This is a genomic window from Methylocystis sp. ATCC 49242 (assembly GCF_000188155.2).
Lineage (GTDB): Bacteria > Pseudomonadota > Alphaproteobacteria > Rhizobiales > Beijerinckiaceae > Methylocystis.
This window is the reverse complement of sequence record NZ_KE124774.1, coordinates 3726536-3751727: the sequence shown is the minus strand read 5'-3', so window position 1 is coordinate 3751727 and position 25192 is coordinate 3726536. Positions and strand designations below refer to the sequence as shown.

Below are 25192 nucleotides of genomic sequence, written 5' to 3'. Positions count from 1 at the left end.
ATTCCCGAAAATGCGTCTGGGGCTTTCCCTATCTTACATCGGGCGTCGGCTGTCGCCGGCCACAAAGCGTCTGACGGGTATTCCCCTGCCGTGATCCAGTCCCCGCCCATGCGCGAGCGGACAATCAACCGTCGCTTAGGCGACTTGCGCCTCCTTTGCGATGCACCACATGAAGCCAACGAGTTCCCGCGCAATTGCAACGCAGACGACGGTTGTCTTTTTGCCGCGTGCGCTGAGTGCGCGATAGCGAGCTGTAAGGCGACTCTGCGCTTTCCACGCGATCTCCCTTACGCGCGGCGGCGCGGCTTCAATTTTGTAGAGCTTCTCTTTTCCGACCCTTGGCGGATGACGGTAGGTCCAGGCGCTTTCAATCAGCAGATGCCGGACACGTCCGTTGTCGGCCTTGGTGATGCCGCCGCGACGAACCGTGTCACCCGTCGAGCGTTCACTCGGGGTCAAGCCGAGATAGCCCATAAGCTGACGCGGATTATCGAAACGGCTTAAATCACCGAGCTCCGTGGCGCAGGTGACTGCCACAAGCAGATCAATCCCGCGTAATGTCAGGAGCGCCCGGACCACAGGCGCCAGCGACCATTGGGGTATGAACTCTTTGATCGCCGCCTCGAGCCGCTCCGCGCGCTCCTTGGAGATTCTCACGGCTTCGACCATCTCCTGCAGCGCGATCTGATGGGCTGGATGATCAAACTTTTGTTCTTGCAGCCAACGAAGATGACGAGCGCCCCAAGTCGTTTTGCGCGGAAAAATCCGACCGTGACGGAGCATGAATGCGCTCACCTGCTGACGATGCACACGCAGTGTTTCAACCGCGGCGGATCGAGCGCGCACCAGATCGCGCATCGCTTCATGGCTTTCGTCCGGCGCCCACACAGCAGTCAATTCCCCGGCTCGAAGCAACTTGGCGAGCGCAACGGCGTCGCGCCGGTTGGTCTTGACCCGATCGCCTGGCTTGCGCGGAATGAGCGAGGGCGCCACGACGGAGCAAGCGAACCCCATGGAAATGATGAGCCGGTGCAGGCCGTAGCCGGTCGGTCCGGCTTCATAACAAAAATGTGCCTGCGGGTGTTTGGCGGTAATGCGCTTGATCAAGCGACGCATACTGTCGACGGAGGAGTCAACTTCACCGACATAACGCACCTCGCCGCTGCGTCCCTCCGTGGCGACGGCAATCGCATTGCGCGCCTTCGAAACGTCGATCCCAACAAAAATTTCTGTAGACCGCTCCATGGCTCGCTCTCCTGCGCTGAGGCTCGGCTCGGAACACCGAGCAACCCTCGCTCGCACAGCGTAGAGCGAGCTACCTCAGTCGCAGAAGCGGACATACGGCCTTACAATCTACTCTCGCAGTCGCAAATTACACATTCATCCGGACCCTCGCTATCCTACAAACGGGTGTCATTGATCATTGCCCTTTCATTTCTTCTTGTTTCGTCGAAGAGTTCCGGGCGGGTGGTCGAAAAATCGCCGGAACGCCGCATTGAAGTGATTCACGTGAGAGTACCCTGCGCGCTCGGCCATTATCTTCAACGGCAAGTCTGTCTGCTTTACACAGTCACGAGCAAATCTCATGCGATGTTCAGTTATGAATGAATGGTTACACCATACTGCCTGACGAACTCAGCGTTAACCCATCTTATTCAGCGATGAGGTCATTTTGGGTTGGCGAGCGTAGCGTAGGATTTTGAATTAGCGTATACATTAGTTTCTTACGCTGATCCCTCACGCCATCGCAGCCACACTCGCCATGACCGAAGGTATCCCCCTCCCGTTCTCGTTTCCAGCCGTTGGCCGCAAGAAGATCACTGCAGCCTTCGACGGTGGACGCATCACCTCGGATGCTGGGGTGATGCTTTTGGGGCAAGCCGAGCATCGTCCGGGTCTGGCCGACAAGCTCGCCGCCGTCATTGCCGATCCGCGTAATCCTTTGTTGATCACCCATTCGCTCGCCAGCATTTTTCTTGCGCGCATTCTCGCTATTGCTTGCGGTTACGAGGATGCGGACGATCTCGATCATCTGCGCAAGGATCCGGTCTTCAAGATCGCTTGCGGGCGCTTGCCCGATACGGGGAACGATTTGTGCTCGCACCCGACCATGTCGCGTTGGGAGAATGCGCCGGCTTTGCGCGAAATCGTGAAGCTCGGCGGCGTGCTGATCGATCTTTATTGCGCCAGCTACGCCACGCCTCCGAAAGCCGTCACGCTCGATATCGACGACACTTGCAACATCGTGCATGGGCATCAGCAACTGTCGCTGTTCAATACTCATTACGACGAGCGCTGCTTCCTGCCGATCCATATTTACGACACCGCGACCGGACGCCCTGTCGCCATCATTCTACGTCCAGGAAAGACGCCGACCGGCAAGGAAGTGCGCGGTCATTTGCGCCGGATCGTCCACCGCATCCGCGCCCATTGGCCGACGACCAGGATCACCATTCGGGGCGACGGTCACTACGGCCGCCACGAGGTGATGGACTGGTGTGAGGACAATGGCCTCGATTATGTTTTCGGCCTGTCTGGCAATAGGCTTCTCGCCGCCGCCGTCGAAGAAAAGGCCGACGACATCCGCACCCGTCGCGCATTGGAACAGTTGGTCGTCCTGCGCGACTATGCGCAAACGCACTACGCCGCCAAATCCTGGCGGGCCGAGCGCCGCGTCTGCGCCCGCATCGAAGCGACGGAAATGGGGCTGGATGTCCGCTACGTTGTCACCAACATCACGACGGGCTCAGCCGAACATATCTACGACACGCTCTATTGCGCGCGTGGCCAGATGGAAAATCTGATCAAATTGCACAAGAGCCAGCTGGCGTCGGATGGCGCCTCCTGCCGGGAGCCGCTCGCCAATCAGATGCGGCTCTTCCTGCATACAGCCGCCTATTGGCTGATGCCCGAATTGCGCGACGCCATTCCAAAGCCTCATCCGCTCGCCGTCGCTGAATTTGCCACCTTGCGCGAGAAGCTGCTAAAGATCGGCGCGCGCGTCGTCGAGACCGCAACCCGCATCAGCCTTGCGCTCGCCAGCGCCTGCCCGCAAGCCGAGCTATTCCGATGTCTGGCCGGCGCGTTGCAGCCGGCAGGACCGTGAACGACGGGGCCGAGACTACGTCCGGAAGCCCCAGATAGCCCGTCCTTTCATCTCCAACGCGTTCAAAAAGTCCGGACCTCACTCAACGGTAAAGCGCAAAGCGAACCCGCGTCCACGATCATGTCGCGGAAAAACTCAGCAAAGCTCGTCGGCTGTGCGAATAGGACGGGTTAAAGGCGGCTACGAAGCCTCAGTGCCACAGGGTCAACTGATCCAGTCGCGCGTTTTCCTGTTCCTGATTGCGAATATATTCCCGCATCAGTTCCTTGTCCCGGCCGACCGTCGAAACGAAATATCCCCTCGCCCAAAAATGTTCGCCAACGAAACTGCGTTTGCGTTCGCCATGGACCCGCGTCAGATGGATCGCGCTCTTGCTGTTGATGTATCCCGTCACTTGGGAAACCGCATATTTCGCCGGGATCGCGAGCATCGTGTGGAAATGGTTGAGCATAATATCCCCCTCCTCGATCCGGCTTTCCTTTTGTGCGGCAAGCCTCTTGAACACCTCACCAAGACGCGGGCGAAGACGACCCTAAAGCATTCGTCTGCGATATTTCGGGATGAACACGACATGGCATTTGCAGTCCCATTTCGTGTGGCTTAGGCTCTAATACTCGTCCATCGTGGAATTTCCTCGTCGTGTGCTTGGCGGCCCGCAAGAGGAAATGTCCTCGATGGACTTCCGAAAACGTCAAGCTGCGACTGCGACCCCGGCAAAGCCGGGGGAGCTCTCACTTCGTTTTAGCGCTTTGGCGTAGTAACGTCAGTCGGCACCGCACATCGCATTCATATTAAATGTTGAGCCCTTTAATAATCTCATGCGCCGCACGTTAGATACGACTATACCTGCCCGCTGACGCCAGGAAACCTGATATGGGACGCGAAGCCAATGCATAATACATTGTTCATTCTGCGTCAGAAGTCATGCGCTCAATCGCTGATTGGAGTATTCGGACTGCCTCACCCTTGTCCGCCGTCGCAAGATTGACCGCCACGAGAAGCCCTTCGCGCTCTTCGTGAATAAGAGCCAACGCATCCGCGCTTTTCATTCGTGTTATTTTGTATGTGCGAATCGGCGCACTGATTCCTTTCACATGCAGTATAGTTTGCTCTTCTGCTTCTATCGCATCTCGAACGAGCGACATTGTCTCATGAGATATCAAGATCGTGCCCGGGGCGGCGGATTGCTCGAGCCGCGCCGCGACGTTAACCTGATGGCCTACAATCGTGTAATCCATGCGTTCCTGACTTCCGAAATCTCCAACTGTACAATATCCTGTGTTGATCCCGATACGTATCTGGAACCGGTTGTCCAAACCCTGCTGGCGCCATCTGCTCTCGAGGTGACGTGTCATCGATTGCATCTCTATCGCCATCGAGACGCAAGCCAGCGCGTCCTCCTTGACGCCTCGTGTCTCTGGGTCGCCGAAAAAGATCATCACAGCGTCGCCGATATATTTGTCTATCGTTGCGCCGTGCCGCAGAGCGATGATGGCCATTTCGTTCAGATATTCGTTGAGCATTCGTGTAATATCTTCAGACTCCAGCCGCTCCGTCATTTCACTGAAGCCGACGATATCCGAGAAAAAGATCGTCAACTTTTTCCGCTTCGCCGAAATCGACGAGACCTGGTTGTTCCTGAACAGAGTTCCATACAGTTGGGGCGAAAGATATTTCGAAAGACGGGCCGAAAGCCTCTCCAGCTCTGTGTTTCTTTCCTCCAGAGCGAGGGTTCGTTCCTTTACGACCGAATCGAGGATCTTTTCGCGATCGAGAAAATCCTGGGCCATCTTATTGAAGACCCGCGCCAACTGTCCCACTTCATCATTGCGTATTTCAACGTCTGAAAGTTCGCCCGCCGAAAAGGCTCGGCGTTCGACATTGCGCGCAGCATTCGTTATCGCCACAACCGGCGCCGTCTGCCGCCGTGCGATCAAGGCGGCCATGGCGGCTCCGATTAGAGTAATCGCCGCCGCAATCCCGAGGGCTGCTTCGATTTGCAGAGAAATGATGTTTTTGAGACGATTGGTCGGAATTCGGATTAGAGCAGCCCCAATTACAGCGCCCTCATCAGTGTTTATTGGAGAGATGACGCTGAGCGTGTCGTTACTCTTTACCGATCGCGGTACTCCGCTTTCGATGACGGCGCGAACCGGGAGCAGCTCCTGCTCGCTCAAATGGTCGTCCCCGACTTTCTTGCGCGCTGTTTTTGGGCTCGCGATCAAGTCCGAATCCTTGTTGAAAACGAAGATCGCGTCGATCTCACCAGTGCCAAGAAGATTGTCGATGGCGCGCGGGAGGCCAATCTGTTCCGTGAGGGCGCCGAGATATTTTGCATTATAGCCGACCTGAACGATGCGGGGCTTGTCGACGCCGCCTACACCGACATATTTGAACTTCTCGTTGTCAATTTCACGTTTTCGGGCTTCCTGAACAATTACGTTCTTGCGGCCTGTCAGCAAGTCCCAAAACTCGTATGCCTGCGGCTGTTCCAGAGCCGAAGAACTGAATGCGAAATCACTATGTTCGTTCTTATGAATATAGGCGTGGCCATTTTCATCGGTGACCCAGAACTCGTCGAGAATTGTCTTGCCAGTGATGGCGGTCAACCGATTGTTTATCTCGATTGCGCTCATGCCGGCTTTTTCCGCGGCGGCGACAAACTGCGCCAGAAGCTCTGCCGTGACAACCATATGCTCGGACAGCATCTGCTCCACTTCGAGCGGAAGCTCACGCGCGAGGCTGGCGCTTCTCGCCAGGAGTCGGGCGACGCTCTCGCCCTGGACTTCAGCTTCTGCAAGGGTGGCGCGATAATAGGACCACGACAGGAGAGCAGACGACATCAGCGTTGCGCTAACGCTCATTGCGGCGACCAGCGCAACGAGGCGGGAGGCAAAGCTAAGTTCGACAGGCCACATGTACATACTCGCGTTTTTCACCCTGCATTTCGACAGAGCATACCAAATTTCATTTTTGCGCCCATCCGGGCAAGCGATGCTTTCGACGTTTCCACGGTTCCCTCGGCGTTCTCCTCATGGATTCGGCGAGGGGCGGGTTGGGAGGCGAAGTCTTTCAACCGCAATTCCCGGTCTGTCTCGACGTGGCCTCCGCGGCATGCGCTGACGGAGAGGGGGCTTGCAACGCGGCCCCAAGGTAAAGATAGTCGCGCAAAACAGGTCCCGCCAAATTTCAACATGAGCGCTCGACGCTGGACGGTCGCGGGATACGAGGAACGCACCCGTGCGCGAGGATATCATGTCTACCCCTGCCCTTTTTTATCTGCTTGGCGTTATGCTCCTCGTCGAGCCGGCCTTTGCCGCCGAAACGCCGCCGCCCGCCGTACTGGTCGAGGCGGCGGAACTCCGTTCGCTCGCGCGTCAAAGGGATTTTGTCGGCCGGGTCGAGTCTCTCGAAAAAGTTGAACTGCGGGCTCGGGTGACAGGCCAGCTCGGGCCCCGGCGCTTTCAGGACGGCGACAAGGTGAAAACCGGCCAGGTCCTGTTCGAGATCGAGCGCGCTCCCTATGAGGCGACCGTCGCCCAACGCGAAGCGCAGGTTCTCCAGGCGCAGGCGGCGCAAGCCAACGCCGAACAGCAATTGCGGCGCGCCAAGGCGCTCGTGAAGACGAAGGCGATTTCAGAGGCGGAAGTCGATCGGCTGACCGCCGATGAATTGCGCGCCGCGGGACAGGTGAAAGAAGCCAAGGCCGCTCTCGACCTCGCGCGCATCAATCTCTCCTATACGACGATCGTCTCCCCCATCGATGGAAGGATCGGTCGCGCGAATGTCACGCCCGGAAATCTGGTCGGCCCCGACTCCGGCGTGCTTGCCACCATCGTCCGCGACGAGGAAGTGCGGATCCTTTTCCCGGTCAGCCAGAAGGAAATTCTCGAGGCGCGCCGCAATGGCTTCAAGGGCGGCAACTCGACGGTGTTCGTGAAGCTCGCCGACGGCACATTTCTGAAAGACCTCGGGCAGCTCGACTTCCTCGACGTTATCGTCGATCCGAGAACCGATGGACAGATCGTTCGCGCCACTGTCCAGAATCACGACCATCTTTTGACCGACGGTCAGACCCTGCGGGTGATGGTCGAGCAGCCGGCCGCGACGCGGGTCGTCGCTGTTCCCCAGGTGGCGGTCGCCTCCGATCAGGCCGGGCCTTACGTGTTCGTCGTGAACGACAAGAACCAGATCGAACGGCGTCCCGTCAAAGTCACGGATCAGCGCGAGGGCTATATTGCCGTCTCCGAGGGCGTGAACGCTGGCGAGCGCGTCGTGGTGCAGGGTCAGCAGCGCGTAAAGCCGGGGCTGACCGTGACGCCGCAAATGGCGCCGCGAGCGACGAAGTAACGGAGACCGCTCATGCTCTCCTCCGTTTTCATTCGTCGGCCGCGACTCGCTCTCGTCATCTCCATCGTCATCACGGTAGCGGGACTCATCGCCTATTTCGCCCTGCCGGTCGCGCAGTTTCCCGACATCGTGCCGCCGCAGGTGCAGGTGACGGCGGTCTATCCGGGCGCCGACGCCAGCGCGGTAGAACAGGGCGTCGCCCAGATCATCGAGCCCGCCGTCAATGGCGTTGAAAAAATGATCTATATGAAGTCCACCTCCGGCGCCGACGGCAGCTATACCTTGCTCGTCAGCTTCGAGGTTGGCTCCAATCCCGATCTCGACTCGGTGAATGTCACCAATCGCGTCAATCAGGTCATCGCGCAATTGCCGCCGGAGGTGCAACGCCTCGGCGTCACGGTGAAGAAGCGCTCCGCCGCGATGGTGCAGGTTGTCACCTTCTATTCGCCGGATGGATCGAAGGACGCGCTGTTTCTGTCCAATTATGCGACGATCAATGCGCTCGATCGGCTCGCACGCGTGCCGGGCGTCGGCGAGGCGCTATTGTTCGGGCCTCTCGATTACTCCATGCGCTTGTGGCTCGACATAGACCGGCTGTCGAGCCTCGGACTCACGGCGGCGGACGTGGTCAAGGCGGTCGAGGCGCAGAATGTGCAGGCCGCGGTCGGCCGCATCGGCGCGGCCCCATTGGTCGACTCCGTCGATTTCCAGATCAATCTCACGGCGCAGGGCCGCATGACCTCCGTCGAGGACTTCGAGAACATTATCGTGCGCGCGAGCGGCGAAGGCGCGCTGGTGCGCGTCAAGGACGTCGCGCGCGTCGAACTCGGCGCGAAGGTGAGCGACTCCGCTACCCGCTTCAACGGCAAGCCGGCCGCGGGCATCGGCGTCTACCAGGCGCCGGGCGCCAACGCCATCGAGACGGCCCATGGCGTGCGAAAGGTGCTGGAGGAGCTGAAGCCGCGCATGCCCGAGGGCGTCACCGCAGAGGTGATGTACGACACGACCGTCTTCGTCGAACAGACGATGGAAGCGGTGAAACACACGCTTGTCGAAGCCTTCGTGCTCGTCGGCGTCGTCGTATTCGTGTTTCTCGGCAGCCTGCGCGCGACGATCATTCCGATCGTCGCCGTGCCGGTGGCGCTCATCGGCGCCTTCGCCGTCATGCTGGCGCTGGGTTTTTCTCTCAATACAGTGTCGCTGCTCGCGCTCGTTCTGGCCATCGGCATCGTGGTCGACGACGCTATCGTGGTGGTCGAGAATGTCGAACATGTGCTGGAACACCATCCGGAGCTGACGGCGGCGGAGGCGACCGAAAAAGCGATGGGGCAGATCACTGGCCCGATCATCGCCATTACGCTGGTGCTGCTCTCGGTCTTCGTGCCCACGGCCTTCATCCCGGGCATCACCGGCCAGCTCTACAAGCAATTTGCGGTGAGCGTCTGCTTCTCGATGCTCATCTCCGCTATTGCGGCGCTCAGCCTCTCGCCGGCGCTCTGCTCGCTGGTCCTCAAGCGACGCGAGCGGCCGACTGGCGTGATGGCGAAACTTCAGGGCGGCATCGACGCCGCACGCGACGGCTATGTCAGAATGGCGCGTCCCCTTGTGCATCGAGCGCTGATCTCCGGCGCCATTGTGCTGCTTTTCGCGATTGGCGCGGGCGCGCTCGCAAAGATCGTTCCGACCGGCTTCCTCCCGGACGAGGATCAGGGCGCCTTCATGGGCGAGATCCAGCTCCCCGACGCCGCCTCGGTCTCTCGCACCACGGCCGTGCTGGAGGACGTCGAGCAGATCATCATGCAGAAGCCCTGGGCGGCGGGCGTCTTCTCGGTTTCCGGCAAGAGCTTGCTCGACGGCCTCGCCTTGTCGAACAAGGCCTTTTTCGTCGTCACCCTGAAACCTTTCGCCGAGCGCAAGGATCCGTCCATGTCGGCTTTCGCCGCCCTTGCGGAATTGCGCGCGGCCTTCCAGAGCGTGGCGGCGGCGAATATCTTTCCCTTCAACCTGCCGCCGATCATGGGTCTCGGCACAGGCTCTGGCTTCGAGTTCCAGCTTCAGAGTCTCGCGGGCGCGAAGCCTGATGAAATCGCGGCGGTCGCGCGCGGCCTGATGATCGCCGCCAGTCAGGATCCGCGACTGAAGGGCGTCTTCACCACTTTCAGCGCCTCGACGCCGCAAATCCTCGTCAAGGTCGATCGTGAAAAAGCGCAGACTTTTGGCATTCCGCCCGCCGACATTTTCAATGCGCTGCAGACCGATCTCGGGGGCGCCTATATCAACGACTTCAACCTTTTTGGCCGGACATGGCAGGTGAAGGCGCAGGCTGACGCCTCGAACCGCATGACGCCGGACGACATCTTCCGCGTGAGACTGCGCGGCGCGTCGGGCGAAATGGTGCCGCTGCGCGCCGTCGCCGACATTGACCTCGTCAACGCGCCGGCGTCGATCGTGCGCTACAACAATCTGCGCTCCGTCACGCTCAATGGCGGCCCGGCGCCGGGATATTCCTCCGGCGAGGCGATCGCCGCTATGGAGGAAGTCGCGAAGAACAATCTGCCGAATGGATTTGGCTATGAATGGACGGGCACGGCGCTTCAGGAAAAAGCCGCCGCCGGGCAGACCGGCCGCATTCTCGGTCTCGCCGTCCTCTTCGCCTACCTCTTTCTCGTCGCGCTCTACGAAAGCTGGTCGATCCCGACGGCCGTGCTGTTTTCAGTCTCGGTGGGTCTTTTCGGGGCCATGCTGGCGCTGAAACTCACGGGGCTGGACAATAACCTGTTTGCGCAGATCGGTGTTGTGGTGCTCATCGCGCTCGCTGCAAAGAACGCGATTCTCATTGTCGAATTCGCCATGGAGCGACGCCGCGCCGGCCTTTCCATACGTGACGCTGCGCTCGAAGCCGCGGGCCTGCGCTTTCGCGCGGTGATGATGACCTCCTTCGCCTTCATCCTCGGCCTCGTGCCGCTGGTGAAGGCGACGGGCGCCGGCGCCGCGACGCAACGTGCGGTCGGCACCTCCGTATTTGGCGGCATGCTGGCGGCGAGCCTTGTCGGCGTCTTCCTGATCCCGGGGCTTTACGTCATCATCCAGACGCTGCGCGAGCGAATCCGTGGACAACAAGTTCCGGCCGTCGCCCCGGAGGCGCCAGGCGATCCGCCCGAAGCCCATTGAGAACGCGCGGCAAAAGATCCGGAAAATCGTGACGCAATGAAGAAAAGCCGGGGGCGACCAGCGCCTCCCGGCTTTTCCTTTTCAAACCCGAGCTTGGGTTACAGTTCAGCGAACCGCCGGCAACGCCTTAGCCCGGTTCTTCGACTGAGCCTGTGTGAAGGCGAGGCAGGTCGGATGTCCAAAACCGCCTGCGCTCACGCCCGTGCCGCCATTGGGATTCGGGGTGATGTCGAAGACGATGTTGTCCGGGCGCGCCGCATCGCCGGAAACGCCGCCGATCGTCGCGAGATAGTCCAGATTGAGATTGCGGCGCAGGCGCCACGCGACGAGGTGGTCCTCGCAAGAGGTGTCGCCGCTGACGCCGACGCCGCCAACCTTCACGCCGCCTTGGGCGTAAAGACCCAGACCGCCGCCGAAGACGTTGATGCCGCCGATGACCTGACCGATCATCGGGTCAGACGCCGTGCCATAGGTCGCCGTATCGATCGGGCCGGCGTATACGCCGCCGGGGCTGATCTTGTCGCCATAGGCGCCAGCCGCCGCGACCGGATTGCTGTGCTGCAGACCATAGAGGCTGCCGCCGGGGTTGACCGCCGAATAAAGATTGGCGGATGACAGCGCCAGCTTACCCGTCGCCAGCGGCAGTCCCGACCCCGAGTTGGCAGTCGGACCAAGGCTGAGCGTCGCGGCCGTAAACGCCTTTTGGGCGGAAATGACGCGGCTCGCAAGCCATTGGCCCTGAATGGGGTCGCCGCTCGAATTGGCGACCGCGCAAACAACGCCATCCGCTGCGACGACCGTCGCCCACATGTTGAGACCGAGACCAAGGCCGTTCGGGCCCGTCTGAACAATCGCGTTCTTCAGAGCCGTTTTAAGTTGAGCGTTCGAGATATTCGGGCAGGGAGCGTTCGCCGCAAACGCGCCAGTCGAGAAAAAGCAGGCGGCAGCGCCTGCGATCAACATCTTCCTAAGCATAGCCCCTCCAGAGAGAAAATTTAATTGGTCGCCCGAACTGCAAAGAAAAAACGCCACCGACAGATGAGGCGACGATCGTGCGTACCAAAAAGCAACATGAAACGCAATCCGGTAATAATGTTGCGCACATTCCAAATGTTGCAAACATGATACACTCATGAGCAAATCATCCAACCTGATTGGCGTGATATACAAAGCTGCGGCTTTTTATGGCATTTCTTTCCTCCAAGGGCGCGACGACGGAGACGCCTTGACAGTAATCGCTATAGGAGTTTCGATATGGGCAAGAATTTCTGCGCCGCAACATTTCTTGTTTGTTACTTTTCAGCCGCCGCCGGCTTCGCGGCCGACCTGCCATCCTATAAGGCTCCGCCGCCGCCCCCACCGCCGATGATGACATGGACGGGCTTTTATGTGGGTCTCAACGCCGGCGGAACATGGGGCCAAAGCAACAGCGCCAATCTGTCTTCCTTCGCGCTTTTCAATGACCCGCTGTGGTTTCAAGGGAATGCCTTCGCATCGAGCGCATGGGGCGCAGTTCCCACAAGCAATGCGAGCGGCTTCATCGGCGGCGGCCAGATCGGCTATAATTGGCAATTTGGGGGCTCCTTCCTTACTGGCGTCGAAGCCGACATTCAGGGCATAGCCGCGAGCAGCGGCCGCAGCAGCGTCACAGGCGTCGCCTTCAACGCATTGACCGGCGCCATGGCGATGACGACGACGGACGTCAGCAAGCGGCTCGATTACCTCGGCACGGTGCGCGGGCGACTGGGCTATCTCGTCACGCCGACGTTGCTGGCGTATGGAACGGGCGGTCTCGCCTATGGCGGCGTTGGGCTCAACGCCTCGCAATTCTCCTTCGATACGGGCGCCTTTTTCGGGGCCGGGATCGGCAATACGACATTCAGCAACACGCTCGTTGGCTGGACCGCGGGCGGCGGCGTGGAATGGATGTTCATGCCGGGCTGGAGCGCAAAGGGCGAGTATCTCTATTATGATCTGGGATCAACGACGAACAATCTTGCGCCGGTTGCAGGCCTGGCCAATGTTTTCAACCTGCCTCCCGGATCAATCGGCTACGCCTATGCGTCGAACGTCTCGTCCCGCTACAATGGCCATATCGTCCGGGCCGGCGTGAATTACCATTTCAACTGGGGAAGCTCCGCCCTCCCAGGTTTCTGACCGAGATCGGACGACTTGCCATGAGGCGGGAAACGCAACGGGCAGTTGCCAGTGGATAATGATGAAATGGCCCGGCCGCCACAAACGGCCGGGCGGTTTTATTTACCCACGCATCACTTTGTGGGTGAGAGCCATAAACCAGACGCGCTCGCATCGTTTCCAACAGAGCGTTGCTCGAACTTTCCATACCGCAGGTCCTGGCGCCCCGGGGGATTACAACATCTCGCCGTCGCCCGCGCATGAACCCGCCCTTATTCGAGCGGACCGATCTGATCGAGCGCCATTTGAAGAGGCGCACTGGACATTCTGATAAGTCCCTTGTTTGGCGAGTCCAGATCAAGCGTCAGATGGATCGCCATCGCCATGGCTGATGCGACAACCACCATGGTTCCAACGGCCACCCAGTTTCGCGGAGCTACAATTCCGTAACTGACGAAAACGCCGACCAGCCAGAAAATGAGGATGGCGAGAAAGGGCCACTGTATATTGCCTTCCGAGCCCGAATATTTCAGCCAACGAAACGCGGCTAGTTCGCTGCTGAGCGTGAGCGCCGACGACCTGAGCCAGGTTTCGCGATCACTTTCAGGACTCAACTCGAACAGTTTGATCTGTAACTTGTTGACGCCAATTCCCTTGCGAGTCTTTTCCGTATTGAAGCCTTCGTCGGCGGCGATCTCTATCCGCTCGATGCCTTTCGCAACAATTCGGCGCAACGCCTCCCGGCTCTCTCTCGCTTTCGGTCCATATTTCGCCAATGTCGAATCGAGCGCGATGATCTTCGACGCGCTGTTTTCGACCTCGTTTGTCCTCAAATCGAAAGAGGCGGTGGCGGAGGCGATAATCAGACCGAGAGTCAGCGTGGCGAGCGCGACCAGCATGCGTCGCGCCTCCTTGATCAAATCACGATTGCGGTCTGTCAACTGCCCTTCGGGCAGGACATATCCGGCCCACATGCCGCCAAGCGACGCCGCCATGAAGCACGCGAAAGAAAACAGACTGACTCCGATCGGGTACACGATAAGGCTCTCCAGCAGGTCTATCGCGCGATCGCGCGTGATTTCACCGAGGCGGAGAATAACGATCCATTCGCTGATTTTCAAAAGCGCCGGCCGACGGGATGTTTGCAATCGCGCATTCGGTCTTGGTTCAGGCCCTGTTCCCGGGTTATCAGTATGGCGCGCCATCCGAACTTTCGGCGCTTCTCTCGGCACGCGCCCGATTGCCGGGGCAGTGGGGAATTGGTGAGTCCATGTTCAGCCAATCGAACAAGTCGAGCGCGATCGCGGCCTGCCTCATCGCGCTCCATACCGTCACAGTTGGCGCGACGGAGCGCCCGAAGACCCGCTGGCAGGATGGATTCGTATCGCGCGTCGAAATACTGGCCCTGGTGCAAACCTTGAACGCCAATCTGCTCGCTGGCCGTAGTGCGACAACCGTGCTGGAGAAGTGGTGCGCCGACCATAAAATGGCGGCAGAGCCAAAAGTGATCGCCCGCCGCATCGATGGTCCGGAGAAGCCCGCGAGCGCAGAAACGCGCCAACGCCTTCGCGTCGAACCGAACGAAATCGTGAAACACCGTCACGTGCAACTTTTCTGCGGCGACCACGTTCTGTCGGAAGCGGACAACTGGTATGTGCCCGCTCGCCTCACGGCGGAGATGAATCACACACTGGAAACGACGGAAACGTCATTCGGTCGAGTCGTGCAACCTTTGCGGCCGTTTCGGCAAAACATCGACGCAAAAATACTTTGGTCGCCATTGCCGCAGGGCTGGGAGTCCGGAGCCACGGCGACCGATGTGCCGACCGACGCCGCCCCCCGTTCGATCCCCGTTCCGCATGAATTATTCGAACACCGTGCGGTGTTGTACTCTGAAGATCAGAAACCATTTTCCGAGGTCGATGAGCGATATACGAGTGAGAATCTCGACTTCGACTTTCGTCCGATATCCGCGCGATAAATTGCCGCGCGAGGGTCGGCTGACGCCCCTTTCACCGCTCCCGTCCGAGTGATCAGAGGCGCGCAGGGCTCGCGCGCCTCTCCGCGGACCCTCGGCAAACCGGGCTCCGCCAGGAATTGTCTCGCATCAGACGGGCCGGTTCTCGTTTCGATTGCGAACAGGCCCCATGCGCCGCAGCCCTTCCGTATAAGCGATAGCCTCGAAGGCGGCGTTGAAACGGAGCGCGGCGTCAGCGATTGCATCGGTCTTGCCAGCCGTGGACATGCGCTTCAGCGAACCTTTGTCGAGGTAGAGCAGCTCCAGCAGCTCATTATAGACCGTCGCCTCGTCGATTGGCAGGACATGGAACGTCGCGCCGTCGATGACGACGTCATATTTGCTGAGGAGATCAATGTTGTTGCAGAAGATGAAATACTTTCCCTCCGGCGTCAGCAGCCCCTTCAACACATCTGCAAGCGCAGTGAGCGATTCGAAGGAATGCAGATAGGCTGCGAAAAAGGGGAACGTCCCCTCTCCCGCCTGCGCGACCGCGATGACCTGGTCGGCGCTCAGCTCCGGCGGACGCTTCTCATCAGCGAATTGCTGAGCGAATTTGATCGCCAGTTCGCCACGAAATCCGAAGCGCCCTGGACGCTCCGTCGGCGCCTTGAGAACCGCATTGAGCAGACGACCTTCCTTTTCCAGTCGAGCGAACGCCGTATCGTCTATCTTTGTCATCGTTGTCATCCAGAGTGTCGATTATCCGCGCGCGGCGATGTCGATGATTCCCTCGACTGTTCGGCCTGGCCGTTTTGCGCCATTCGCAAAGGGCCGTGCATGACCTTCGAGACCAGCGCGCAATGGGTGCTCGAAGACGATGCGTTCATCGATCGACCGGCAAGGGCTTTCCTGCCCTATGCGCCGCGATCCATTTTTCCAGCTCGGCGACGTGGCCGCGCTCCTCCTCGACGAATTCTTTCGCGAGAACCCTGATTTCAGGGTCGTTCGTCGTCTCGAGGATAGTCTTGTAATAGTTGTAGCCCGCCCTTTCGGCCTCGAGTGCGATCTCGAGCGCCTGCTCTCGGCCAACGAACGGGTCCGCCGCCCATATCGCCGCGGTCTCGGGGCTTTCGACGTCGGGCCAAACGAATTCGTCCGGCATCATCTCCGGAACGTCCCGATACCCCGACCGGGTTCGCGCATCAGCGAGATGCAGACGCGAATAATCGGCGAGCCGGCGAAACAACCTGCCGACTTCACGATTGCCGCAAGCCTCCATAGCATCAGCCAATTGCCCGAAGCGCTCGGCAGCCTCCTGCTCGAGCCTTATGGCGTAAGCGAGGAAGGTCTCGACAGACTCCATTCTCGTGCTCCCTGCCCCGTCGATGGTCAGATTGGCGCTCGACGTTCTTTCGCCATCAATCAATGAGCAGGCATGCCTCGCGTCGCCCATTCCTCGCGTGTGATCCATGCCTCCAGAACCTTGACATGTTCCGCCTCCTCCTTGACGAACTGCCTGGCCGCCGCAACCACCTCGGGCGATTTGGCGGTCGCAACGACTGCGCAATAGAATTCATAGCCGCGCCGCTCGCCTTGCAGGGCCGCCTTCAAGGCGCCAAGGCGCATGAGGGCGACGTCTCCAGACCATTGTGAGGGCTGCTCTGGCGAAGACTGGTTCGGCCAGGCGTAGTCCGGAGGAACAGACTTGGCTGGATCGATCGATTTCGCCGTCTCCTTCGCCTCGGCAAGATGTTGTCGCGAAAAGGCCGCAAGCTGGCGGAAGAGTTTCGCGATTTCCGTCGCGCCGTGCGTCTCGAGCGTAAGGGCGAGCGCCTCGAAATGCACTGCTGCGTCCTCCTCGACCTTGACCGCGTAACTGAGGAATTCATCGACCGTCGGAATTTCAGTGCCGCCCTTGAAGCGACTGGCCGCCTGGGTGACATACGGGCCCGCAGAGGGGAGCGTTTGATCACCCTCGAATTTGACGATGATGTCCTCATTGCGAACGAAGCATTGGCACGCGAGACGATAGCGCGGCGGCATGTCATTCACTTCGGCGTTTTCAAGTTCCGCCTTGCTGATCTTGCCCAGTTGCTTCAGCATCTCCTTTTCCTTTTCGGTCAAGGCGACACCGTAGATTGCATTGGGATTCAGATGTTCCACTTCGACGAGGCAGGACCCGCATTCGCCATCCTGACAATCGAAGGGAATGGGAATCTTGTGAGCCTTGGCCACGGCCAAAATCGTCCCGCGATCGCCCGCGACGGCATAGACCGTAATGTCCTTCGGCATCACAGGTGATGAAAAAGTGATATTGGCCAAGGTCCGTCTCCTGATTTGCTCTCGGCTTGCGGGCGAACGACGCCACGCATCAGCTCGGAGCAAGACACGGACCAAGCAGCCGGCCCTTGAAATTCCTTTCAAATCAATTTCTATTTGATAAGAATCAACTGTCGTTAGCTACACTGTGTCTGGTTTCCGACATCGGTGTGCGAGACACGCCTGTTGCATCCGCGATCCAGCAGCGCAGGGCATATGCTGCGGTTTCGCCCCCTCTTTGTCTGCCGCCTAGAATTTCTTCACTGCGATGCCGTGCTTCTGCAAGGCGTAGCCGATCTGCCGAGGCGTAAGACCCAACAGCCGCGCAGCTTTCGCCTTCACCCATCCCGCCCGCTCCATCGCGTCGACAAGCCTGTCATGATCCATGCGCGGATCCTTGTCGATGATGTTGCAATTCTCCGCCCCTGGACAGGTTTCCGGAGCGAGACTCTCTCCTGCTTCCGCTCCGGAAGCGTGCGGCGGCGACGGCGGCTTCACGCGGTTGGACGCGACGATCGGCAACGGTGAGAAATTCGACGCCCGCATCGTCGGGTCATGTGAACCGCTCCACAGGATCGAAGATAGACAACCGTCGTTACGGCAGGAAAAGTCCCTGTCGGTAATGACGTCGCCACGAGCCAGCGTCGCCGTTCGATAGATGCAGTTTTCGAGTTCGCGAATATTGCCCGGGAAGGCGCATTCGTTCAGCACACTCATCGCGGACTCGGAGAGTTGCAGGTGACTGCCCTGATCCGCATTGAAACGCTTTACGAACTCATTGGCGAGCGACTCCAGATCGCCTTTGCGCTCGCGCAACGGCGGCAGGAAGATGGGCACAACACTGATGCGATAGTAGAGATCAGCGCGAAAATCACCGCGTTGAACCGCTTCCTCGAGATTTCGGTTTGTGGCGCATACAAGCCGCACATCGACTTTCAGTGTGCGCGACCCGCCCACGCGTTCAAACTCGCCTTCCTGCAGAACGCGCAGCAGCTTTGCCTGGAACGCCGGAGTTATCTCCCCGATTTCATCCAGGAATAGCGTGCCTCCGTCAGCAAGCTCGAAGCGCCCCTTGCGAAGATTTGCCGCGCCCGTAAACGCCCCGCGCTCATGTCCGAACAACTCCGATTCGAGCACGCTCTCGGGCAACGCGGCGCAATTCAACTTTACGAACGGCTTCGAACGGCGCGGCGAAAGGTTATGGATCGCGGCGGCAAAAAGCTCCTTGCCCGTTCCCGACTCGCCGCGCAGCAATACCGTGGATTTGGCTTTTGCGACCACGCGAATTTTCGCGACGACCGCACGCACCGCCGGACTGTCGCCGACAATGCCCTTGAGCTTTTCTCCCGAAACGTCAATCGGCGGTTGCCGATCGACTTTCTCCAGACGCGCCTTCTCCTGCATCAGTCTTTCGCGATCTCGCGCGATCAGCTTGTGGAGACGTAGCGTCTGCCCCACCAGATTGGCGATCATAGTCAGAAACCGGACGTCGTGATCGAATAGCACGCCTGCGCGCGCATTATATACGCGATCAACGGTCAAGGTTCCGACAACCGTTTCACCTTCTTTGATCGGGACGCCGATCAAAGAAAACGGCACTCCGTCTGTTGGTCCCCATTCGGAAAGATCGGTTCCCTCGAAAAGCGGCGACGTCGCCACATTCTCGATGACCAGCGGCATTTTTGTTGCAACGATTTGGCCAACTGCGCGCTCCGGCAAACGATCAAAGAAGCGCTTCGCCGCGCCTTCGGTCCAGCCGGAACCGACCACCATTTCTGGCGCGCCGCCTTGATCAAGCAGAGCGATGAGGCCATGCCGCATATCGAGAAAGCTCGACAATAAGCTCAGGACACCCGCGAGCACGCTCTCCAACCGATGCGGCGACGCGAGGAGCTTGGATATCTCATATATTCCGACGAGTGCGGTTTCACCGGAGTCGATCGCGCGTCTCGGCGCGACGCCGACCTGGCCGCCGAATTCAAGACCCATGTTGAAGAGCCTCACAACAGGCTTTGATTTTGTCGTCTTTCAAGCAAACCGCGCGCCAGTTGAGACGGATCGCTCTTTCGCAATTATTTCTGCGGGTTACGCTAAAGCTCGCGCGATCGGAGCGCCACTTATTAGCGCGACTTGGCACGGTTTTGTGCTGCGGCGCCAAATCATCTGGCGCCGGTCGCCGATCCAACGAGCGGCGCAGCGGAAAATCCGCCGATGTTCGAATGTCGCGTAGCTAACAAGAAGATGACGGTTTGTAACATCGAAGAACTCCTCCCGCCCGGATGTCATATCTGGATTAATTCCAAACTTTTCAGCCAGCTATAACAACAAACGAACCATGGCATGCTTGTTGCGCTCCCTTTCGCAGCGCGGACAGCCCATTCGCAAGGTGGGCGAAATAAACCCTTCTCGCGGGGTCCAAACCTTCAACGCTCGTGAGGTTAAAAAATGGACGACGCTCACTCTTTCGACACCTTTGAATCCGACGCGGCGACGCCGCTCGATGAAGTCATGCAGAAAATCGCCGATCATAAAGGTTGCGGCACAAGCGGCGGCAGCGGAAAGGCAAGCTGCGGCTCGGGCGCCGGCCAGAGCGACATGCCGGCCGAGATTTGGGAAAAGGTCAAGAATCATCCCTGCTACAGCGAGGAAGCGCACCATCATTATGCGCGAATGCATGTCGCTGTCGCTCCCGCCTGTAACATCCAGTGCAACTACTGCAATCGAAAATATGATTGCGCTAACGAGTCTCGGCCGGGCGTTGTCAGTGAGAAGTTGACCCCCGAGCAGGCCGCAAAGAAGGTTCTCGCCGTCGCATCCGCAATCCCGCAAATGACGGTCCTCGGCATCGCCGGCCCCGGCGATCCACTCGCCAATCCAGCGAAGACCTTCAAGACCTTCGAACTTATTTCCGAGGCTGCACCCGACATCAAGCTATGCCTTTCCACGAATGGTCTCGCCTTGCCAGATCATGTCGAAACGATCAAGAAATTCAACGTCGATCACGTCACGATCACAATAAACATGACGGATCCTGACATCGGCGCCGAAATCTATCCTTGGGTCTTCTGGAAGCACAAACGCGTCACCGGAAAGGACGCCGCGAAAATTCTCACCGAACGCCAGTTGCAAGGCCTGGAGATGCTGACGGCGAACGGAATTCTCTGCAAGGTGAACTCTGTCATGATCCCAGGGATCAACGACGATCACCTCGTCACCGTCAACAGGGAGGTGAAGTCGCGCGGCGCATTCCTCCACAACATTATGCCGCTAATTTCATCGCCGGAGCATGGCACGGTCTTCGGTCTCAACGGCCAGCGCGGCCCCTCGGCTCAGGAGCTGAAGGCGCTTCAGGACCGTTGCGAGGGCGAAATGAACATGATGCGCCACTGTCGCCAATGCCGCGCCGACGCCGTTGGCCTACTTGGCGAAGACCGTAGCGCCGAATTCACGACCGAAAAAATCATGGAGATGGATGTCAATTACGATCTGACCGCGCGTCAGGCGTATCAATCCAGAGTGGAGGAGGAGCGCGTGGCCAAAGTCGCCGCGCGCAACGCAGAGCTCGAAGAGCTTGCCGGCGAGAACGCCGACATTGCGATCCTTGTCGCCGTCGCGACCAAGGGAAGCGGCCGCATCAATGAACATTTTGGCCATGCGAAAGAGTTCCAGATCTATGAACTCACCAGCAGCGGCGCGAAGTTTGTCGGCCATCGCCGCGTCGACCTGTATTGTCAGGGCGGCTACGGCGAGGAAGACAGCCTGGAAACGATCATCCGCGCAATCAATGATTGCACAGCCGTCTTCGTCGCCAAGATCGGTCATTGTCCAAAAGACGATCTCATCGCCGCGGGAATCGATCCGGTGGATCAATACGCCTATGAATTCATCGAACAATCAGCGATCGCCTACTTCAAGGATTACCTTGCCCGCGTGAAAGACGGCGAGATCATCCATGTCGCGCGCGGCGACGCGGATATCCGACAAGGCGCCTTCATCCCTGTCTGACGCAAGTTTTCCCAAAGGAGCTGAACCATGACCTACAAAATCGTCGCATCACAATGCACCTCTTGCTCCGCGTGCGAGGCGGAGTGCCCGAACGTCGCAATTTCGGAAAAGAACGGCACTTTCGTCATCAATCCGAAGAAGTGCACCGAGTGTATCGGCTACTTCGATATCCCACAATGCGTTGCGGTTTGTCCTGTTGACAACACTTGCGTTATCGACACGTCCTATCCGCGTTATCAGGCGGGGGCGTGATGAAAATCGCATTCACTCCCGCCGCCGAGAAATTCATCCGCCGGCTCGTCATGTTCGACGGGCCACCCGGCTCTGGCTTGAGATTGCTTGTATCTCCTGGTGGCTGCTCGGGCATGTCGGCGGAGTTTTCCGTAGAGCCTGCGCCCCGCGATGACGAACAGATCTATGCGCATGGCGTATTCAACCTTTTCTTACCTGCGCAAAGCCGCCTTCTGCTCGATGGCGTCACAATCGATTTCGTCGAAACGCCGACCTCGACGGGCTTCATCTTCCATGACCCGAAGGCGAAGAGCTGCGGCTGCTCGACGACCGACGCTCCCGTCTTCGTGGAGACGCACTGAGGGACGAGTAATGTTCGCTTCCAAAGCGTCGCAGGATAATGCCCTGGCGATGCAGGATTTTCCTGCATCCGCCGTCCTCGGCGAGGGTCTTCCCACCGAGGCCGAGAATTATCTTCGCGCAGCGGCGGCCGTCTATCATGATGACGAAATGGCCATGCGACACCTCGTCGAAGCACAACGAATTGCGCCCACGCATCCGGCGACGCTCATCGGCCTCTATCGCTTCCACTTTTACAAGGGGCGACTCGACGAAACCCTTGCAGTTGCACGCGCCTGCCTCACGCGCGCGGCGATAGACAATTCCCTGCCATTCGACTGGCGCGCCGTTCGACCACAGGACGCAAAGTTTGGCGATTACGACGCGCCGCAGCCGCGCTTCTTCATGTTCACGCTCAAAGGATACGCCTATCTGAATATGCGGCTCGGCGATTACGAGGAAGGACGCGAAGCTATCGAAAAATTGCTCGAGCTCGATCCTGCCGACAAGGTCGGCGCGCGCGTGTTGCTCGACGTTCTCGATCGGATGGGGGAAGAAGATGTCGACTGACATCGACGAGGCGCTGGACTGGCTCGGCCGGCCAATCGATTGCGCTGACTGTGCGCACAAGGATCGACTGCTTGATGAGCGATGCAAGCCTCTAAGGGCATGCGCCCATGATCGTTACGCGCGTCGCATTGATCGTTTCTTCGATTGGAATCCGGATCTGGCGCGCGATTATCTCTCCCACCCCTATTTCGAGGCCCGGGCCTGCGCAGCCAAGGCCGCCGAAGTATTTCTTTTGCCGGCGTTGCTCAATGATCCTGAAGAAGCTGTTCGCTGGAGCGCCGCGCGCCGCCTTCCGAGATCCTACCTTCTGAAGCTCCGAAACGATCCGCATCGCGAAGTTCGCATACGCATTGCGGGTCGCCTCGAGGGCGCCGATTTGCTGCCCATGATGTCGGATCCCGATTATTTTGTCCGACAGATGGTCGCCAAACGACTGCCAACGGACCTTCTTGTCTTGATGATCAACGACGACGACGCCGAAGTTCGACGCGTCGTCGCGCAGCGAATAAATCAGGCGCTATTGATTCGTCTTGCAAGGGACCCCGACCCCGTCGTCCGTTTCGAGGCCGCGCAACGACTCGAGCCGTTGGACCTGCTCTCGCTCCTTGACGACCCCGATTGGCGCGTGCGTCACGAAATTGCGCAGCGCGCGGATATCAAATCAATCGGCGCCCTTCTTGCGGATGCAGATCCAATTGTTCGTGAAACCGCCCTCAAACGACGGCGCGCCGCGGGTCTGAACGATGATGCGTCGATCGCCATCCTCGCGACGGGCCAAGGAGAACGACGATGACAAACATCAGTCGCGACAGCGACACAGTCGAACTCGAAGGCCCGCCATATTTCGATTATGGCGACAAGGTTCGCGCCCGCCGGACGATCCGTAATGACGGAACTTTTCCGGGGAAGGACATCGGCGAAATCCTCGTGACGAAAGGAGAGGAAGGTTATGTCGTCAGCATCGGCTCCTTTCTCCAGCAGTTCTATATCTACGGCGTCGAATTCGTTTCGACTGGCCATCGTGTCGGCATGAAACGTAAGGAACTGGAGATGGTCGAAATGGTGGAGGAGAACCACGAATGAGCATGACGCCTGCGAAATATGATTGGGGTCAGCGCGTGCGAGCAGCTATCGACCTCATCAATGACGGCTCCTATCCCGATCGCGCGGCCGACGAACTCCTCGTCAGGAGCGGAGAGCCCGGCGAAATTGTCCAGGTTGGTTCGCATGTCGAAACCGAAACGATCGTCTATCTGGTCGAATTCTCGTCACAACTTGTCATCGGCTGTCTCGAGGACGAAATAGAAGCCCTTTGACCGCCGGGTTAACCAATGCAAACGAACGAGGCCCACCGTGAAAGTTATGATCAGAAAAGGTTCTGACGGCGTTCTGTCAGCCTATGTTCCCAAGAAAGACCTCGAAGAGCCGATCATCGAAGTTGAATCACCCCTCATGTGGGGCGGCTCCGTAACGCTTGCGAATGGATGGAAACTGCAACTTCCCGAGATGGATCCGGGCACGTCGCTTCCTATCACCGTCGAAGCCAAAAAGCTCGCGTGAGCGTCGCATGAGTCTCGAGCCCGCGCAACTATCCGAAATCGACCTCGCTCTCGGGGCGTCGTCAGTCGACGCGCAGACGATCGCTGCATTGAGGCGACTGACGGGCCTCGTCGTCACCCGCTGCGACGCGATCGACATGCGCGACGAGACCCCCTTTCGAACCTATGAAAGATGCGCTCTCTACCTGATCGACGGTCGTGATCATTGTTGGAGAATCACCCAGGATCCACGCTACGCGACTGGCCTCGCGCTGACCGCCAAAGGAGGAGGAGCATGAAGACGACGCTGCTGCCCCTGAACGACCCCGACCTGGCCCAGAGCGACCTCGACGCGGTAACGGAAATTCTCGTGTCACAACGCCTGTCGATGGGCTCCGTCGTCGACGCATTCGAGGAGGAATTTGCGCGCTATCTTGGCCGCAAACACGCGATCGCCGTGTCGAGCGGCACAATCGGATTGTTGCTGATCTTGAAAGCGATCGGGATAGGGTCCGGTGACGAAGTCATTGCGCCCGCGTATTCATTCCGTGAGACGACGCACGCCATCACACTCTCCGGCGCGCGACCAGTCTTTGCGGACATTGACTATTGGGCGGGAACGCTTGACGCCCAAAAAGCCCGAAAGTTGGTCACCGAGAGAACGCGCGCGATCATTGCCAGCAACGCCAATGGACATCCGGCGCCATGGGAGCCGCTGCGCGGTCTCGCTGATGAGCACAGTCTCGCCGTCATCGAAGATTCCACCGAAGCGATCGGATCCGTCTACAAGGGCGCGCTCGTAGGCACATTCGGGGATTGTTCGATCTTCGACTTTTCGCAGCCCGGCGTTCTGGCGTGCGGCGAAGGCGCGATTATTGTCACTGACGATGATGAACGCGCATCCATGCTACGTCGGTTGCGTAGCCGAAAGATCGAGGAACGCTCTTCCGTCGTGCTCGGCGCTTGGCCGCCATTGCAGGCGGGATTGAGCGACATCGCCGCGGCGCTCGGTCTTGCGCAACTGCGCCGATTGGAGCTTCTGCTTGCGCGCCGCAAGCGCGTGGAGCGTTGGTTCCTAGATTACGTTCGTTCATTCGAGGGGATTAAAGATCCATATGTGGCGCCGGAGGTTCAGCAGTGTCACTGGTTTCTTTACGTGGTGCATCTCGGTACACGATTCTCGCGCTCCAGCCGCGACGCAATCGTCGACGATCTGCGCACTGAGAGGATAGAAGGTTGCGCCTATGCTCAGCCCCTTCATCTGCAGCGCCATTATTTCGATCTCGGATACCGCCGCGGCGATCTCTTCGTGACGGAAAAGGTCGCCGACCGTGCGGTCGCCTTGCCATTCCATGCGCATCTCACAGAAGAGCAGGTTGCGTTCATTGTCGGCACGATGAAGGACGCATCGATCAATGTCGGCGCTGGAACCGCTATCTATCTTTGACTTTTCGAAATTTGCTCGGT

At 58.9% G+C, this 25192-nt stretch carries 24 protein-coding genes and 1 pseudogene; 15 read left to right on the top strand and 10 right to left on the bottom strand.

From position 1 onward, the window contains the following. Positions 1-135 precede the first annotated feature (135 nt). Positions 136-1245, bottom strand: coding sequence for an IS110 family transposase (locus tag MET49242_RS20515; protein ID WP_036285735.1), 1110 nt, complete (start codon positions 1243-1245; stop codon positions 136-138). Between the two features lie 186 nt (positions 1246-1431). Then, positions 1432-1602, bottom strand: a complete 171-nt coding sequence (locus MET49242_RS26690) for a helix-turn-helix domain-containing protein (protein WP_371212558.1) — start codon at positions 1600-1602, stop codon at positions 1432-1434. A gap of 160 nt (positions 1603-1762) precedes the next feature. Here MET49242_RS26690 and MET49242_RS20510 point away from each other — a divergent pair, with 160 nt between their 5' ends. Further along, on the top strand, positions 1763-3106 hold the full coding sequence (locus tag MET49242_RS20510) for an IS1380 family transposase (protein WP_036285733.1): 1344 nt from the start codon (positions 1763-1765) through the stop codon (positions 3104-3106). Between the two features lie 190 nt (positions 3107-3296). On the opposite strand, the pseudogene tnpA reads toward MET49242_RS20510, so the two are convergent. Beyond that, positions 3297-3674: pseudogene (gene tnpA, locus MET49242_RS20505) on the bottom strand (IS200/IS605 family transposase). Between the two features lie 337 nt (positions 3675-4011). Continuing rightward, entirely contained in the window at positions 4012-6024 is a 2013-nt protein-coding gene (locus MET49242_RS20500; RefSeq protein ID WP_036288949.1) for an adenylate/guanylate cyclase domain-containing protein, read from the bottom strand. A gap of 337 nt (positions 6025-6361) precedes the next feature. On the opposite strand from MET49242_RS20500, the gene MET49242_RS20495 reads away from it, so the two are divergent. After that, positions 6362-7456 carry an efflux RND transporter periplasmic adaptor subunit gene (locus MET49242_RS20495; protein WP_144259727.1) on the top strand — a complete coding sequence of 365 codons (1095 nt, stop codon included), beginning with the start codon at positions 6362-6364 and terminating at the stop codon, positions 7454-7456. Positions 7457-7468: 12 nt separating this feature from the next. Then, positions 7469-10627 (top strand): efflux RND transporter permease subunit, encoded by a 3159-nt coding sequence (locus MET49242_RS20490; RefSeq protein WP_036285731.1) that lies wholly within the window; start codon positions 7469-7471, stop codon positions 10625-10627. 105 nt (positions 10628-10732) lie between these two features. On the opposite strand, the gene MET49242_RS20485 is transcribed toward MET49242_RS20490, so the two are convergent. After that, positions 10733-11602 carry a heme-binding protein gene (locus MET49242_RS20485; protein WP_084679242.1) on the bottom strand — a complete coding sequence of 290 codons (870 nt, stop codon included), beginning with the start codon at positions 11600-11602 and terminating at the stop codon, positions 10733-10735. 279 nt (positions 11603-11881) lie between these two features. Here MET49242_RS20485 and MET49242_RS20480 point away from each other — a divergent pair, with 279 nt between their 5' ends. Then, positions 11882-12784, top strand: a complete 903-nt coding sequence (locus MET49242_RS20480) for an outer membrane protein (RefSeq protein WP_036285729.1) — start codon at positions 11882-11884, stop codon at positions 12782-12784. A 251-nt stretch (positions 12785-13035) separates the two neighbouring features. On the opposite strand, the gene MET49242_RS20475 is transcribed toward MET49242_RS20480, so the two are convergent. Continuing rightward, positions 13036-13968, bottom strand: coding sequence for a hypothetical protein (locus MET49242_RS20475; RefSeq protein ID WP_158497343.1), 933 nt, complete (start codon positions 13966-13968; stop codon positions 13036-13038). Between MET49242_RS20475 and MET49242_RS20470 the strand changes: the two genes are divergently transcribed. Then, a complete protein-coding gene (locus MET49242_RS20470; RefSeq protein ID WP_244430863.1) occupies positions 13926-14744 on the top strand; it encodes a hypothetical protein in 819 nt (272 codons plus the stop codon). The genes MET49242_RS20475 and MET49242_RS20470 overlap by 43 nt on opposite strands. A 126-nt stretch (positions 14745-14870) precedes the next feature. Here MET49242_RS20470 and MET49242_RS20465 read toward each other — a convergent pair whose 3' ends face one another. From MET49242_RS20465 to nifA, 4 genes are all read right to left on the bottom strand, one after another. Further along, complete coding sequence (locus MET49242_RS20465; RefSeq protein WP_202804175.1) at positions 14871-15470, bottom strand: hypothetical protein; 600 nt, start codon at positions 15468-15470, stop codon at positions 14871-14873. Positions 15471-15606: 136 nt separating this feature from the next. After that, positions 15607-16086 (bottom strand): ferritin family protein, encoded by a 480-nt coding sequence (locus tag MET49242_RS20460; RefSeq protein WP_036285725.1) that lies wholly within the window; start codon positions 16084-16086, stop codon positions 15607-15609. Between the two features lie 59 nt (positions 16087-16145). Then, a complete protein-coding gene (locus MET49242_RS20455) occupies positions 16146-17045 on the bottom strand; it encodes a ferritin family protein (RefSeq protein ID WP_036285723.1) in 900 nt (299 codons plus the stop codon). 246 nt (positions 17046-17291) lie between these two features. Next, a complete protein-coding gene (gene nifA, locus MET49242_RS20450) occupies positions 17292-19031 on the bottom strand; it encodes a nif-specific transcriptional activator NifA (protein WP_036288937.1) in 1740 nt (579 codons plus the stop codon). A gap of 456 nt (positions 19032-19487) precedes the next feature. On the opposite strand from nifA, the gene nifB reads away from it, so the two are divergent. Genes nifB through MET49242_RS20400 form a run of 10 tightly spaced genes read left to right on the top strand, consistent with a single transcriptional unit; the run spans position 19488 to position 25172 of the window. Further along, entirely contained in the window at positions 19488-21047 is a 1560-nt protein-coding gene (gene nifB, locus MET49242_RS20445) for a nitrogenase cofactor biosynthesis protein NifB (protein ID WP_036285722.1), read from the top strand. Positions 21048-21074: 27 nt separating this feature from the next. Beyond that, positions 21075-21299: a 4Fe-4S dicluster domain-containing protein gene (locus MET49242_RS20440; protein ID WP_036285720.1), complete on the top strand. Its 225-nt coding sequence runs from the start codon at positions 21075-21077 to the stop codon at positions 21297-21299. Continuing rightward, complete coding sequence (locus MET49242_RS20435; RefSeq protein WP_036285718.1) at positions 21299-21640, top strand: iron-sulfur cluster assembly accessory protein; 342 nt, start codon at positions 21299-21301, stop codon at positions 21638-21640. Before MET49242_RS20440 ends, MET49242_RS20435 begins: the two co-directional genes overlap by 1 nt. A 10-nt stretch (positions 21641-21650) precedes the next feature. Next, entirely contained in the window at positions 21651-22187 is a 537-nt protein-coding gene (locus MET49242_RS20430; RefSeq protein ID WP_051134353.1) for a tetratricopeptide repeat protein, read from the top strand. Beyond that, positions 22177-22980 (top strand): 4Fe4S-binding leucine-rich repeat protein, encoded by an 804-nt coding sequence (locus tag MET49242_RS20425; protein WP_036285716.1) that lies wholly within the window; start codon positions 22177-22179, stop codon positions 22978-22980. The genes MET49242_RS20430 and MET49242_RS20425 overlap by 11 nt, the downstream gene beginning before the upstream one ends. Continuing rightward, positions 22977-23270 (top strand): nitrogen fixation protein NifZ, encoded by a 294-nt coding sequence (locus MET49242_RS20420; RefSeq protein ID WP_036285714.1) that lies wholly within the window; start codon positions 22977-22979, stop codon positions 23268-23270. The genes MET49242_RS20425 and MET49242_RS20420 overlap by 4 nt, the downstream gene beginning before the upstream one ends. A 2-nt stretch (positions 23271-23272) precedes the next feature. Next, complete coding sequence (locus tag MET49242_RS20415) at positions 23273-23503, top strand: nitrogen fixation protein NifZ (RefSeq protein WP_036285712.1); 231 nt, start codon at positions 23273-23275, stop codon at positions 23501-23503. A 37-nt stretch (positions 23504-23540) separates the two neighbouring features. Next, complete coding sequence (nifT, locus tag MET49242_RS20410) at positions 23541-23747, top strand: putative nitrogen fixation protein NifT (protein WP_036285710.1); 207 nt, start codon at positions 23541-23543, stop codon at positions 23745-23747. 7 nt (positions 23748-23754) lie between these two features. Beyond that, complete coding sequence (locus tag MET49242_RS20405) at positions 23755-24024, top strand: hypothetical protein (protein WP_036285708.1); 270 nt, start codon at positions 23755-23757, stop codon at positions 24022-24024. Next, positions 24021-25172 (top strand): DegT/DnrJ/EryC1/StrS aminotransferase family protein, encoded by a 1152-nt coding sequence (locus MET49242_RS20400; RefSeq protein ID WP_036285706.1) that lies wholly within the window; start codon positions 24021-24023, stop codon positions 25170-25172. The genes MET49242_RS20405 and MET49242_RS20400 overlap by 4 nt, the downstream gene beginning before the upstream one ends. Positions 25173-25192: the final 20 nt, after the last annotated feature.